The sequence below is a fragment of the Blastococcus sp. SYSU D00813 genome (assembly GCF_054050735.1).
Map to the genome: position 1 here is coordinate 242,411 of NZ_JBJGZX010000001.1, position 12,565 is coordinate 254,975.

Consider the following 12,565-nt stretch of genomic DNA (forward strand, 5'->3'; position numbering starts at 1 on the left):
GTTCAGGCGGGGACGCGCCCCTCCCGGCGCCGCCGGGCGGCCCGCGCGGTCATCCAGAGGCTGACGGCCCAGTAGTAGACGACGTAGGCCAGCGACAGCGCGGCCACCAGCGGGTGCGGGTCGGGGTACTGAAGCAGCAGGACGGCGTAGGTGACCGCCCAGACGGCCGACAGCGCCAGGCTCAGCGTCCGCAGCACCCCGCTGCGCGAGGGGTACAGGAAGCGGATGGGTACGAAGACCAGCACCGAGAAGGCGACCAGGAACGCCGCGAGGACCGGCTCGCTGGCGTCCAGCACGATCGCGTAGAACGCCACGACGTTCCAGTAGCTGGGGAAGCCCAGGAACGTGTGGTCGTCGGTCTTCGCGTCCACCCGGCAGAACTGGTAGCTGGAGGCCAGCAGCGGCAGCGCCGCCAGCACCCACCCCAGCGGGCCGTCGGGGAGGTGGCCGGTGGTCCACAGCAGCACGACCGGCGCGAAGACGTAGGTCAGGTAGTCGACGATGTTGTCCAGCAGCGCGCCGTCGAACCAGGGGATCGTCTGCTTGACCCGCGTGCGGCGGGCCAGCATGCCGTCGGTGCCGTCGATGAACAGCGCCACGAGCCCCAGCCACAGCGCGGCCTCGACCTCGCCGTCGATCGCGGCGATCACGATGAGGAAGCCGACGACCGTGCCGAGTGCTGTGTAGGCGTGGACGGCGGCGCCGGCCAGCCGCAACCCGCGGGGGAACGGCGCGGCGCCGGGGTCCTCGGACATCGGCGACGAGGTTCCCACACCGGGCTCGCCGCGGCCGTCCGGGCGGCGGCGAGCTGCTCGACTAGGGTCGCTGCCGATGAGCGGACAGGCACGGAAGCTGCGCGTCGCGGTGGTGTTCGGCGGTCGCAGCGCCGAGCACTCGATCTCCTGCGTCTCGGCCGGGAGCGTCATCGCCGCCCTGGACCCCGACCGCTACGACGTGGTGCCGGTGGGCATCGCGCGCGACGGCCGGTGGGTGCTCGCCGACCCGGACCAGCGGATGGCGATCGCCGGCGGCCGGCTGCCGGAGGTCACCGGCGGGACGGCGGTGTCGCTGGTCGGCGACCCCGCCGGGCGGGGGCTGGCGGTGCTCGAGCCGACCGCCGCGGTGGGCCCGGCGCTGACCGAGGTGGACGTCGTCTTCCCGGTGCTGCACGGCGCCTACGGCGAGGACGGGACCATCCAGGGCCTGCTGGAGATGAGCGGCCTGCCCTACGTCGGGTCGGGCGTGTTCGCCAGCGCCGCGTCGATGGACAAGGAGTTCACCAAGAAGCTCCTCGCCGCCGCCGGGCTCCCGCAGGGCGACCACGTCGTCCTCCGCGACGCCTCGGGGGCGCTGTGCCCGGACCCCGCGGTGCTCGACGAGGCCGCCCGGCAGCGGCTCGGGCTCCCGGTGTTCGTCAAGCCCTCGCGCGCCGGCTCGAGCATCGGCATCACCAAGGTCACCGACTGGGCGCAGTTCCCCGAGGCGGTGGCCACCCCCTCGGCGGTCGACCGCAAGGTGGTCGTCGAGGCCGCCGTCCCGGGCCGCGAGATCGAGTGCGGCGTGCTGGCCGGGCCCGCCGGCGGCCCGCCGGAGGCCAGCCTCCCGGCCGAGATCCGGCTCAAGCCGGGCACCGACTGGTACGACTTCGACGCCAAGTACCTCGAGGACGCCGTCGAGTTCGACGTGCCCGCCGACCTGACCGCGGAGCAGACCCGGCTGGTGCAGGAGACCGCCACCCGCGCCTACCTGGCGATGGACTGCCGCGGCCTGGCCCGCGTCGACTTCTTCCTCGGCGCCGGCCCCGACGGGGCGCAGCGGCTGGTGGTCAACGAGGTGAACACGATGCCCGGGTTCACCCCGATCTCGATGTTCCCCCGGATGTGGGCGGCCACCGGCGTCACCTACCCCGAGCTGGTCGACCGGCTGGTGTCGGCCGCCCTCGCCGAGCCCGCGGGCCCCGCCGCGGGCGGCGGTCCCCGGACCGGTCGGTGAGCCGGCGGCGGTCCGTGCGGCGGGCCGCCCCGCTGCTCGCCGCCGCGCTGGCCGCCGTCGCGTGCGGCCGGGGCGCCGCGGACGGCGAGGGGGCCGCCGCGTCCACGGCGGCGCCGGCGGCGGACGCGGCCGCGGCGACCCCGGACACCCCCGGGGAACTGGCCGCCCTGCTGGTCGCCGAGGTGCCCTCGGGCCTGACCCGGGTGGCCGACGCCGACGTCGACCCGCCGGCGGGGGAGAAGTCCGTCGACGACGTCGCCGGCTACGCCGAGGACCCCGCCCAGGAGCGGGAGGTGCTGGAGGACTTCGGCTACCGGCACGGCTGGGAGCGGTTCTGGGGGACGCCGGGCGGGCGGGCCACCACGGTCTTCGTCGACCAGTTCGACGACGCCTCCGGGGCGGCCGCCTACGCCGAGGACCTCGCCGGCGACGGCGCGGAGTACTACGCCGGCGTGCTGGTGGAGGGCCCCGCGCAGCTGCCGGAGGGCTGCTGGCTGCTCACCGTGCGCCACCCCGACCCGGACACCCGGGTGCCCGGCCCGGCCGCGTTCGCCTGGTGCGCCCACGGGGTGTTCAGCGTGGCGGTCAGCGCGGTGGCCGACCCGGCCGGGGGCACCCTGGGGGAGGCCACCGAGGAGGTCACCGCGGTCGTCCGGGAGCAGCTGGACCGGCTGCCGGGCTGATCACCCGCCGGGCTGCGGCTCCTGGGCGGGCATGGTCGCGGCGATCAGCGGGCTGAGCGCGATCGCCGCCTCGCTGTCGAGGCTGGCCGGCACGGTCAGCTCGACGTACACCGGCCGGTCGACGGCGGTCCAGACGTACTGCTCGGGGTCGGAGGTGTCGACGAACCACTGCACCTGGTTGAGCTGGATGAGGCCGGAGTCCGGCGCGAAGCCGGCCGGCCGCTCGACGCCGCAGCGCAGCACGACCGGCGGCTCGCCCCACGCGTAGGCGTAGGGGGTGTCCGACCGCACCCGCCGCGACTCGAGCCCGGCCAGCTGGATCGGCAGGTCGGTCATGAAGGCCGGGCAGCTCGCGTCGGCCTCCGGGGTGACCGGCGGGACCGGCACCTCGAGCACCGGCAGGTCGGCGCGCGCGGTGGCGGCCGGGCCGCTGACCCGGGCGGGGGAGTCGCCGTCGTCGTCCCCGGCGCTGCGGTTGACCAGCACGAGCAGCACCACCAGCAGCGGGACGACCACGGCGGTCACCGCCAGCGCCGCGCGGCGCAGGGGGTCCGGCCGCGGGGCGCCACCGTCCGCCGGGAGAGCCGGCTCCGGGCCGGCCTCGGCGCCGGCGCCGTCCGCGGGGCGGGCGTCCTCGCTCAGCGGCTCAGATGTTGACGACGGGGCAGGTCAGCGTCCGGGTGATGCCGTCGACCGACTGCACCCGCGCGACGACCAGGCGGCCGAGCTCGTCGACCGTCTCGGCCTCGGCGCGGACGATGACGTCGTAGGGGCCCGTGACGTCCTCGGCCTTGGTGACCCCCGCGATCTCGGCGATCGTCGTGGCGACCTGCGCGGCCTTGCCGACCTCGGTCTGGATCAGGATGTAGGCGTGGACCACGGGATGACCTTCCTCGGGCAGCGCTGCCGCCGGCGTGCACCCACCGGCCGGCGGGTCGGACCGCAACCTACCCCAGTGACGGGGGGCACCCGGTGACGCGGCCCCCCGCTCCCCGGGGCGAGACGGTCGCCTCCGTCGGGGAGTTCGCGCTCATCGACCGCGTCGTCGCCCGCGCCGGGGTCGCCCGGGTCACGGAGGTGGGCCCCGGGGACGACGCCGCGGTGCTGCGCGCCCCCGACGGCCGGGTCGTGGCCACCACCGACGTGCTGGTCGAGGGGCGGCACTTCCGCCGCGACTGGTCCTCGGGCACCGACGTCGGGCACAAGGCCGCGGCGGCGAACCTGGCCGACGTCGCCGCCATGGGCGCGGTCCCCACCGCGCTGCTGGTCGGGCTGGCCTGCCCGGCCGACACCCCCACCGCCTGGCTGGAGGAGGTCGCCGACGGGCTGGCCGCCGAGTGCGGCCCGCTGGGCGCTGCGGTCGTCGGCGGCGACACCGTCGCCTCGGCCCCGGACAGCGGCGCCGTCGTCCTGTCGGTCACCGCGCTGGGGGACCTGGCCGGCCGCCGGCCGGTGCTGCGCTCGGGCGCCGCACCCGGCGACGTCCTGGCCCTGGCCGGCCGGCTCGGCTGGTCGGCGTGCGGTCTGGCGGTGCTGCGGCGCGGCTTCAGCAGCCCGCTGGCCGCGGTGCGGGCGCACCGCCGTCCGGAGCCGCCCTACGCGGCCGGCCCGGCCGCGGCCGACGCCGGCGCGACCGCCATGTGCGACGTCAGCGACGGGCTGCTGGCCGACGCCGGGCACCTGGCCGAGGCCAGCGGCGTGGTCGTCGAGATCGACCGGGCGGCCCTCGCCGCGGTCGCGCTGGAGCCGCCGGGGCCGCTGCCCCAGGTCGGGGCCGCGCTGGGGGTGGACCCGCTGGCGTGGGTGCTCACCGGCGGGGAGGACCACGCGCTGCTGGCCACCTTCCCGGCGGGTGCGACCCTGCCCCCCGGCTGGTCGGTGATCGGCGGCGTGGGCGCCGCCGGCGAGGGCCCGGGCGTCCGGGTCGACGGTCGGCCGGCCGCCGCGGTCGCCGAGGAGCTGGGAGCGGGAGGAACGGGCCATGTCCACTTCGGGTGAGGCCGGGCACGTGCTGCCCGACGGGCGGGTCGTGCGGCTGCGGGCCGCGGGCTACGACTCGCCGGTCGCGCGGGCGCTCGTGGCCGCGGTGCAGCAGGAGTACGTGACCCGCTACGGCGGGCCCGACGAAGCGGTCGTCGACCCTGCGGAGTTCGCGCCGCCCGCCGGGCTGTTCCTGGTCGCGGAGGCCGACGGCGAGCCGGTGGGCTGCGCCGCGTGGCGGGTGCACGCCCCCGGCGTGGTGGAGGTCAAGCGGGTCTACGTCGCCGCGGGCGCGCGCCGGCTGGGCCTGGCCTCGCTGCTGATGGACGCCCTGGAGGACAGCGCCGCGGCGGCCGGGCACCGGGCCGTGGTCCTCAACACCGGCGACCGCCAGCCCGAGGCGATCGAGCTGTACCGCCGGCGCGGGTACACCCCGGCGGCCGGCTACGGCGTGTACGCGGACTCGCCCGGCGCGGTGTTCCTCGGCAAGGTCCTCGGCGGGTCCCCCGACGCGAGCAGGACGGCCGGTCCGGAGGAGGAGCAGTCGTGGGCATCGTGACCATCTCGGCCCCCTACGGCGCCGGCGGGCACGAGGTGGCGCCCGCGGTGGCGGAGCGGCTGGGGCTGCCGTTCCACGACCGCGCCATCCCGTTCCAGGTCGCCGGGCGCCTGGGCGTGCCCGTGGCCGAGGCCGAGGAGAACGACGAGCGGGTCGCGCGGGGCCTGTGGCGGCTCATCGCCTCGCTCGGCACCGTGCCCGACCCGGTCGGCGGGGTGCTGCCGGTCTCCGGGGTCCCGGACGAGGGGGCCTTCCGGCTGCAGACCGAGCGGGTGCTCACCGAGATCGCCGACAGCGGCGGGGGAGTGGTGCTCGGCCGCGCCGGCGCGCTGGTGCTGCGGGACCGGGCCGACGCGCTGCACGTGCGGCTCGACGGCCCCCCGGACCGCCGGCTGGCGGCCGTGGTCGCCCGCTCGGGCCGGCCGCGGGAGGAGCTGCGCCGCGAGCTGGAGGCCAACGACCGGGCGCGGGAGGCCTACGTGAAGCACTTCTACCGGTGCGACCCCGCGGCGGCCAAGCACTACCACCTGGTCCTCGACGGGACGGCGTTCCCGCTGGACTCCCTCGTCGACCTGGTGGTCACCGCCGCGCGGGCCCGCGGCATCGGCCGGCACTGAGGACCGCGCAGCCGGGCACCACGGCGGGGGCAGCACGACGACGGGCCCCGGAGGAGGTCCTCCGGGGCCCGTCGGGACGTGCGCAGTCCGCTAGGCGCGGACGACCTTGCCGGCGCGGATGCACGAGGTGCACGCGTTGATCCGGCGACGGTTGCCGGGAGCCACGAGGGCTCGCACGGACTGGATGTTCGGGTTCCAACGGCGCGGCGTGCGGCGGTGCGAGTGCGACACCGACATACCGAAACCGGGCCCCTTGCCACAGACATCGCACACGGCAGCCACGGCGGATCACTCCCAGATCTCAGACTTCAGGGCGGCGCTCGGAACGGCGACCGCGTACAGACCGTCGGCCAGTCTAACCGCTCCCCGCCGCCGACGTCGCGCGGCCCGGGGACGTCGGTGCGCGTGGGTACTCTCCCGCCGTGTTGCCGGTGCTGGACGACGCCGCGGCCGGCCGGTGGTGCCGGGCCGCGGTGGCCGCGCTGTCCGCGGCCCGGGGCCGGCTCGACGAGCTCAACGTCTTCCCCGTGCCCGACGGCGACACCGGCACGAACCTGCTGCTCACCGCCGAGGCGGCGCTCGCCGCCCTGGAGGCGGCCCCCGAGGACGAGCCGGCCTGGGCCGTGCTGGCCCGCGGCGCGGTGCTGGGCGCCCGTGGCAACTCCGGGACGATCCTCGCCCAGGTGCTGCGCGGCCTCGCCGACCGGCTCGCCGGCGCGCCCCCGGCCGACGGTCCGGCGTTCGCGCACGCCCTGCGGGGCGCGGCCGAGGCGGCCTACGGCGCGGTCGCCGAACCGGAGGAGGGCACCTTCCTCACCGTCGCCCGGGCGGCGGGCGAGGCCGCGGTCGCGGCGGTGGCCGACGGGCGCGACGACCTGGCCGAGGTGGTGCGCGCCGCGGCCGACGGCGCCCGCGTCGCCCTCGAGGCGACCCCCGGGCAGCTGGCCGTGCTGCGCGCCGCCGGCGTCGTCGACGCTGGCGGGGCGGGGCTGTGCCTGGTCCTCGACGCCCTGGTCACGACCGTCACCGGCGAGGAGCCGGCCCGCCCGCCGCTGGACCGCCGGACCGCCGGGGCCGGGCACCGGCACCACCACCACCCCCACCCGGGCGACCCCGACGTGCCCCACCAGCCGCCGGCGGGCCCGGGCAGCGAGGTCCAGTACCTGCTGGCCGACACCGACGAGGCCGCGGTGGCCCGGCTGCAGGCGCGGCTGGCCGCCCTCGGCGACAGCCTCGTCGTCGTGGGGGTCGACACCCCGACCGGCCGGGAGTGGAACGTGCACGTGCACGTGGCCGACGTCGGCGCGGCGATCGAGGCCGGGATCGAGGCGGGGAGGCCGCACCGCATCTCGGTGACACCGCTGGCCCCCGTCCCGCCGGCCGCGCCGGTGCAGGGCACCCGCGCGATCGTCGCGCTCGTCCCCAGCGACGGCCTGGCCGAGCTCTTCGCCGGTGAGGGCGTGTTCGTGGTCACCCACGGGCCCGGCGGGGTGACCGAGGACGACGTGCTCGAGGAGGTGCTCGGCTCCACGGCCGCCGCCGTCGTCGTCCTGCCCAACGACCCGGAGACGGCCCCGGTCGCCGGGCGCGCCGCCGTCCGCGCCCGCGAGCTGGGCCGCGAGGTCGCCGTCCTCCCGACGCGGTCCCCGGTGCAGGGGCTGGCCGCGATCGCCGTCGCCGACCCCTCCCGACACTTCGGCGACGACGTCGTGACCATGGCCGAGGCCGCCGCCGCCACCCGGTGGGCGGAGATCACCGTCGCCGACCAGGAGGCGCTGACCACCGCGGGCCGCTGCCAGCCCGGCGACACGCTGGGGTCGGCCGAGGGCGACGTCGTGGTCATCGGGCAGGACCGCGCCGCCGTCACGTGCGAGCTGCTCGACCGGCTGCTGTCGGCCGGCGGGGAGCTGGCCACGCTCGTCGTCGGGGACGACCCCGCGCTGGGCGACGCCGCGTGCCGGCACCTGGCCACGGCGCACCCGACGGTCGAGGTGGTCCGGTACGACGGCGGGGCGGCGGGGGTGCCGCTGCTGGTGGGGGTGGAGTGAGTGGCGTTCGAGCTGGCCACCGACCTGTCGAGGGTGCTGGGCCCGAAGACGTCCAAGGCCATGGCGACCTCGCTGGGCCTGCACACGGTCCGCGACCTCCTGCGGCACTACCCGCGGCGGTACGCCAGGCGCGGGGAGATGACCCGCCTCGACGACCTGCAGGTGGGTGACCGGGTCACCGTGCTGGCCCAGGTCCGCAAGGTCACCACCCGGCCGATGCGCCAGCGCAGGGGGATGCTCACCGAGGTCACCGTCGGCGACGGGGCCGGCACGATGCAGCTGGTCTTCTTCAACCACCGGCACGGCCACCTGCGCGAGGGCGCCTGGGGGCTGTTCGCTGGCACCGTGGGCGAGTACCGCAACAGCAAGCAGTTCGCCCACCCCGACTTCCACCTGATCACCGGCGACGACGACGAGGAGTGGGCGCGGGCGCTCATCCCCATCTACCCGGCGAGCAAGGAGGTCAGCAGCTGGGTCATCCAGCGCTCGGTGAAGCTGCTGCTCGACTCCGGCGGCGGCTTCGGGTTCGTCGAGGACCCGCTGCCCGAGGAGATCCGCGCCCGGCACGGGCTGCCCACCCTCCCGGCCGCGCTGCTGGACATCCACCGCCCGACCAGCGCCGAGGACGTCGAGCGGGCCGAGGAGCGGCTGAAGTGGGACGAGGCGCTCACCCTGCAGCTCACCCTCGCCGCGCGACGTCGAGCCGCGGCGCTGGAGCCCGGCACCGCCCGCCCGCGGCGGCCCGGCGGGCTGCTCGACGCGGTCGACGCCGCGCTGCCGTTCGCGCTCACCGAGGGCCAGCGGGAGGTCGGCGAGGAGCTGGCCGCCGAGCTCGACCGCGACACCCCGATGCACCGGCTGCTGCAGGGGGAGGTCGGCTCCGGCAAGACCGTGGTGGCGCTGCGGGCGATGGCCCAGGTCGTCGACGCCGGTGGGCAGGCCGCGCTGCTGGCGCCCACCGAGGTCCTCGCCGCCCAGCACGCGCGGGGCATCGCCGCGCTGCTCGGTCCGCTGGGCCGGGCCGGCGAGCTCGACGGCGACCCCGCCGGCACCCGGGTCGTGCTGCTCACCGGCTCGCAGCGGGCCGCCGCCCGCCGGGAGGCGCGGGCCGCGGTGGCCGACGGCAGCGCGGGCATCGTGATCGGCACGCACGCGCTGCTGCAGGAAGGCGTCGACTTCGCCGACCTCGGCCTGGTCGTCGTCGACGAGCAGCACCGCTTCGGCGTCGAGCAGCGCGACGCGCTGCGCGCCAAGGGCAACCGGCCGCCGCACGTGCTGGTCATGACGGCCACCCCGATCCCGCGCACGGTCGCCATGACCGTCTACGGCGACCTGGAGACCTCCACGCTGCGCCAGCTCCCCAGCGGCCGCGGCGGGGTCAGCAGCTCCGTGGTGCCGGCCAAGGAGCGGCCGGCCTGGCTCGAGCGCGCGTGGGAGCGGCTGCGCGAGGAGGTCGCCGCGGGGCGCCAGGCCTACGTCGTCTGCCCGCGGATCGGCGAGGTCGAGGGGGAGAAGGGCGAGGAGGACGAGCCCGGCGACGACGACGGCGCCCCGGCCGACGACGACGGCGGCGGCGAGCGGCGGGCGCCGCTGGCGGTGCTCGACGTCGCCGAGTGGCTGCGGACGGGCCCGCTGGCCGGCCTGCGGCTCGACGTCCTGCACGGCCGCCTGACCCCGGACGAGAAGGACGCCCGGATGCGGGCCTTCGCCGCGGGGGAGACGCAGGTGCTCGTGGCCACCACGGTCGTCGAGGTCGGCGTCGACGTGCCCAACGCCACGGTGATGGTCGTCATGGACGCCGACCGCTTCGGCGTCAGCCAGCTGCACCAGCTGCGCGGCCGGGTGGCCCGGGGCAGGCACGCCGGGCTGTGCCTGCTGGTGTCGGAGGCCCCGACGTCCTCGCCCACCGGCCAGCGGCTGGCCGCGGTGGCCTCCACCTCCGACGGCTTCGAGCTGGCCCGGCTGGACCTGGAGACCCGCCGCGAGGGCGACGTCCTCGGGGCCGCGCAGTCCGGCCGCCGCTCCGGCATCCGGCTGCTGTCGCTGCTGGAGGACGAGGAGCTCATCAGCCGGGCCCGGACCGAGGCCACGGCGCTGCTGGCCACCGAGCGCGGCCTCGCCGACCACCCCGGCCTGGCGATGGAGGTGGCCGCGCTGGCCACCGACGAGCGCGCGGAGTACCTGGAAAAAGCATGACGGCCCCCGAGAAGGCATGACGCGCCTCATCGCCGGCGCGGCCGGCGGGCGGCGGCTCGCCGTGCCGCCGTCGGGCGTCCGGCCCACCGGCGACAAGGCCCGGCAGGCGCTGTTCAACAGCCTGGCCTCCCTGCTGGACCTCGACGGCGCCGCCGTCCTGGACCTCTACGCGGGCTCGGGCGCCCTCGGCCTGGAGGCGCTGTCGCGCGGGGCCGCGCAGGTCGTGCTCGTCGAGTCCGGGCCGCGGGTGCTGCCCGTGCTGCGGGCCAACGTGGCCGCCGTCGGCCTGCCCGGGGCGCGGGTGGTCGCCGGGTCGGTGCCCACCGTCGTGGCCGGGCCGCCGCCGGCACGCTTCGACCTCGTGCTGGCCGACCCGCCCTACGCGACGCCCGCCGAGGAGGTGCTCGGCGTGCTGGCCGCGCTGGCCGGCGGCGGCTGGCTGGCCGAGGACGCCGTCGTCGTCGTCGAGCGCTCCAGCCGCGAGCAGCCGTGGGAGTGGCCGACACCCCTGACCGGGATCCGCGATCGCCGCTACGGGGAGGCCCTGCTCCGGTACGGTCGGCTGTCGTGAGGCGTGCCGTCTGCCCCGGTTCGTTCGACCCGGTCACCAACGGCCACGTCGACGTCATCTCCCGGGCCGCCGGCCTCTACGACGAGCTGGTCGTCGCCGTGCTGGTCAACCCCGGCAAGGCGGGCCTGTTCACCGTCGACGAGCGCATGGAGCTGCTGCGCGAGGCGTGCGCGGACCTGCCCAACGTCGTCGTGGACAGCTTCCACGGCCTGCTCGTCGACTACTGCCGCACGCACGACGTGCCGGTGATCGTGAAGGGCCTGCGCGCCGTCGGCGACTTCGAGTACGAGCTGCAGATGGCGCAGATGAACCGCGAGCTGGCCGGCATCGAGACGCTGTTCGTCCCGACGGCCCCGCAGGTGGGCCACCTGTCGTCCAGCCTGGTGAAGCAGATCGCCACCTTCGGCGGGGACGTGTCGCGGCTGGTGCCCAAGGCCGTCCTGGACCGGCTGCTGGCCAAGCGGGAGCAGCGCGCATGACGGAGGTCGTGTACCGGCTCTACGACGTCGTCGACGAGCTCGGTCAGCTCATCGAGAACGCGCGCAGCGTGCCCATGTCGGGCTCCTGCATGGTGCCGCGCGACCACGTGCTCGACCTGCTGGACGAGCTGCGGGAGAACCTCCCCGAGGAGGTCCAGCAGGCCGGGCGGATCGTCGAGCAGCGCACCGAGATCCTCCAGCAGGCCCAGGCCGAGGCCGAGCGGCTGACCGGCCGGACCCGCGGGGAGAGCGAGCAGCTGGTCTCCGGGGCGCGGCGGCAGCGCGAGGAGATCCTCGGGGTGGCCCGCCGGCAGCGCGACGAGCTGCTCGCCCAGGCGCAGGCCGAGGCCGAGGACCTGCTGGCCGAGGCCGAGGCGGAGGCCGCCCGGCTGGTCGAGGAGGCCCGCCTGCACCACGAGGCGGTGCTGGCCGACGCCCAGGCCCAGCAGGCCGAGATGCTGGCCGCTGCCGCCGCAGAGCACGAGCGGCTGGTCACCGAGACCGAGGTCTACCGCGGCGCCGTCGCCCGGGCCGACGAGCTCGGCGCCCAGACCGCCGCCGACGTCGCCCGGATGCGCGCCGAGGTCGACGAGTACGTCGACAGCCGGCTCGCCGACTTCGGCACCACCCTCGAGCGCATGATGCGCTCGGTCGAGAAGGCCCGGCTGAACCTCCGGGAGTAGCCGGGCCCTCCGCGTGACCCGGGACTCCCGGCGGGCGGACGGCCTCCGCCCGGGATCGGGTAGTCTTGGCAGCTGCTCCGGACGGCGGCACCAGCCCCGCCGGACCCTCCCTCCTCCCGACCCGCGAGTACCGACATGCCTGCCGCACCGCTGCCCCGCCCCGGCGCCGCGTCCCCGGACGCCCGGCGTCCCGCTGCCGACCCCTGGCGCGTGGAACTGCGCGAGCTGGGCCGCCGCGCCGGGTCGATGCAGGAGCTGGACCGCACCGTGCCGGCGCCCGAGGGCTTCCGCGTCGAGCTGATCGGCGTCCCCGCGGGCGCGCCGGTGCACCTGCGGCTGCGGCTCGAGGCGGTCATGGAGGGCGTCCTGGTGTCCGGGGACGTCGAGGCTCCGCTGGTCGGCCAGTGCGCCCGCTGCCTCGAGGACGTCGAGGACACCCTGACCCTCACCGTGCAGGAGCTCTACGCCTACGAGGGCAGCACCACCGAGGCGACGAGCGAGGAGGACGAGGTGCGCCTCGTCGAGGGCGAGCGCATCGACCTCGAGCCGATGGTGCGCGACGCCGTCGTCCTCGCCCTGCCGCTGTCGCCGCTGTGCACCGACGACTGCTCGGGGCTGTGCGTCGACTGCGGCGAGCGCCTCGACGACCTCCCCGCCGACCACTCGCACGAGGTGGTCGACCCCCGCTGGGCCGGGCTCGCCGGCAAGCTGACCCCGCCGGGTGCTCCTGGCGGTACCAACCCGAAGGAGAACTGAC

The 12,565-nt window shown here is 76.8% G+C and carries 15 protein-coding genes; 11 read left to right on the plus strand and 4 right to left on the minus strand.

Going from position 1 to position 12,565, the window contains the following annotated elements:
• Window positions 1–2: 2 nt before the first annotated feature.
• Window positions 3–755, minus strand: coding sequence for a CDP-alcohol phosphatidyltransferase family protein (locus tag ACI8AX_RS01170; RefSeq protein ID WP_456547951.1), 753 nt, complete (start codon window positions 753–755; stop codon window positions 3–5).
• Window positions 756–831: 76 nt separating this feature from the next.
• Here ACI8AX_RS01170 and ACI8AX_RS01175 point away from each other — a divergent pair, with 76 nt between their 5' ends.
• Together ACI8AX_RS01175 and ACI8AX_RS01180 are read left to right on the plus strand one after the other, a co-directional pair.
• Entirely contained in the window at window positions 832–1,992 is a 1,161-nt protein-coding gene (locus tag ACI8AX_RS01175; RefSeq protein ID WP_456547952.1) for a D-alanine--D-alanine ligase family protein, read from the plus strand.
• Window positions 1,989–2,675, plus strand: coding sequence for a hypothetical protein (locus ACI8AX_RS01180; RefSeq protein WP_456547953.1), 687 nt, complete (start codon window positions 1,989–1,991; stop codon window positions 2,673–2,675). Before ACI8AX_RS01175 ends, ACI8AX_RS01180 begins: the two co-directional genes overlap by 4 nt.
• Here ACI8AX_RS01180 and ACI8AX_RS01185 read toward each other — a convergent pair whose 3' ends face one another.
• Complete coding sequence (locus ACI8AX_RS01185) at window positions 2,676–3,200, minus strand: DUF3515 domain-containing protein (RefSeq protein ID WP_456547954.1); 525 nt, start codon at window positions 3,198–3,200, stop codon at window positions 2,676–2,678.
• A gap of 121 nt (window positions 3,201–3,321) precedes the next feature.
• A complete protein-coding gene (locus tag ACI8AX_RS01190) occupies window positions 3,322–3,555 on the minus strand; it encodes an Lrp/AsnC ligand binding domain-containing protein (RefSeq protein ID WP_409329754.1) in 234 nt (77 codons plus the stop codon).
• Between the two features lie 92 nt (window positions 3,556–3,647).
• Here ACI8AX_RS01190 and ACI8AX_RS01195 point away from each other — a divergent pair, with 92 nt between their 5' ends.
• Genes ACI8AX_RS01195 through ACI8AX_RS01205 form a run of 3 tightly spaced genes read left to right on the plus strand, consistent with a single transcriptional unit; the run spans window position 3,648 to window position 5,831 of the window.
• Window positions 3,648–4,673, plus strand: coding sequence for a thiamine-phosphate kinase (locus tag ACI8AX_RS01195; protein ID WP_456547955.1), 1,026 nt, complete (start codon window positions 3,648–3,650; stop codon window positions 4,671–4,673).
• Window positions 4,657–5,214, plus strand: a complete 558-nt coding sequence (locus tag ACI8AX_RS01200; RefSeq protein WP_456547956.1) for a GNAT family N-acetyltransferase — start codon at window positions 4,657–4,659, stop codon at window positions 5,212–5,214. The genes ACI8AX_RS01195 and ACI8AX_RS01200 overlap by 17 nt, the downstream gene beginning before the upstream one ends.
• Complete coding sequence (locus ACI8AX_RS01205; RefSeq protein WP_456547957.1) at window positions 5,202–5,831, plus strand: cytidylate kinase-like family protein; 630 nt, start codon at window positions 5,202–5,204, stop codon at window positions 5,829–5,831. The genes ACI8AX_RS01200 and ACI8AX_RS01205 overlap by 13 nt, the downstream gene beginning before the upstream one ends.
• Window positions 5,832–5,921: 90 nt before the next feature.
• Here ACI8AX_RS01205 and rpmB read toward each other — a convergent pair whose 3' ends face one another.
• The gene (rpmB, locus tag ACI8AX_RS01210; RefSeq protein WP_012950027.1) at window positions 5,922–6,113 is read right to left on the minus strand and encodes a 50S ribosomal protein L28; all 192 of its coding nucleotides are present in this window, start codon (window positions 6,111–6,113) and stop codon (window positions 5,922–5,924) included.
• Window positions 6,114–6,253: 140 nt separating this feature from the next.
• On the opposite strand from rpmB, the gene ACI8AX_RS01215 reads away from it, so the two are divergent.
• From ACI8AX_RS01215 to ACI8AX_RS01240, 6 genes are all read left to right on the plus strand, one after another.
• Entirely contained in the window at window positions 6,254–7,879 is a 1,626-nt protein-coding gene (locus ACI8AX_RS01215) for a DAK2 domain-containing protein (protein WP_456547958.1), read from the plus strand.
• Entirely contained in the window at window positions 7,880–10,075 is a 2,196-nt protein-coding gene (gene recG / locus ACI8AX_RS01220) for an ATP-dependent DNA helicase RecG (RefSeq protein ID WP_456547959.1), read from the plus strand.
• A gap of 16 nt (window positions 10,076–10,091) precedes the next feature.
• Window positions 10,092–10,646, plus strand: a complete 555-nt coding sequence (rsmD, locus tag ACI8AX_RS01225; protein WP_456547960.1) for a 16S rRNA (guanine(966)-N(2))-methyltransferase RsmD — start codon at window positions 10,092–10,094, stop codon at window positions 10,644–10,646.
• Window positions 10,643–11,125: a pantetheine-phosphate adenylyltransferase gene (gene coaD, locus ACI8AX_RS01230; protein WP_456547961.1), complete on the plus strand. Its 483-nt coding sequence runs from the start codon at window positions 10,643–10,645 to the stop codon at window positions 11,123–11,125. Before rsmD ends, coaD begins: the two co-directional genes overlap by 4 nt.
• Complete coding sequence (locus ACI8AX_RS01235; RefSeq protein ID WP_456547962.1) at window positions 11,122–11,808, plus strand: hypothetical protein; 687 nt, start codon at window positions 11,122–11,124, stop codon at window positions 11,806–11,808. Before coaD ends, ACI8AX_RS01235 begins: the two co-directional genes overlap by 4 nt.
• A gap of 135 nt (window positions 11,809–11,943) precedes the next feature.
• Window positions 11,944–12,564, plus strand: coding sequence for a YceD family protein (locus ACI8AX_RS01240; protein WP_456547963.1), 621 nt, complete (start codon window positions 11,944–11,946; stop codon window positions 12,562–12,564).
• Window position 12,565 lies beyond the last annotated feature (1 nt).

Coding starts and splice junctions, on each gene's coding strand:
- ACI8AX_RS01240 (WP_456547963.1), top strand. CDS start 11,944: ATGCCTGCCGCACCGCTGCCCCGCCCCGGCGCCGCGTCCCCGGACGCC.
- ACI8AX_RS01200 (WP_456547956.1), top strand. CDS start 4,657: ATGTCCACTTCGGGTGAGGCCGGGCACGTGCTGCCCGACGGGCGGGTC.
- ACI8AX_RS01235 (WP_456547962.1), top strand. CDS start 11,122: ATGACGGAGGTCGTGTACCGGCTCTACGACGTCGTCGACGAGCTCGGT.
- rsmD (WP_456547960.1), top strand. CDS start 10,092: ATGACGCGCCTCATCGCCGGCGCGGCCGGCGGGCGGCGGCTCGCCGTG.
- ACI8AX_RS01170 (WP_456547951.1), bottom strand. CDS start 755: ATGTCCGAGGACCCCGGCGCCGCGCCGTTCCCCCGCGGGTTGCGGCTG.
- ACI8AX_RS01175 (WP_456547952.1), top strand. CDS start 832: ATGAGCGGACAGGCACGGAAGCTGCGCGTCGCGGTGGTGTTCGGCGGT.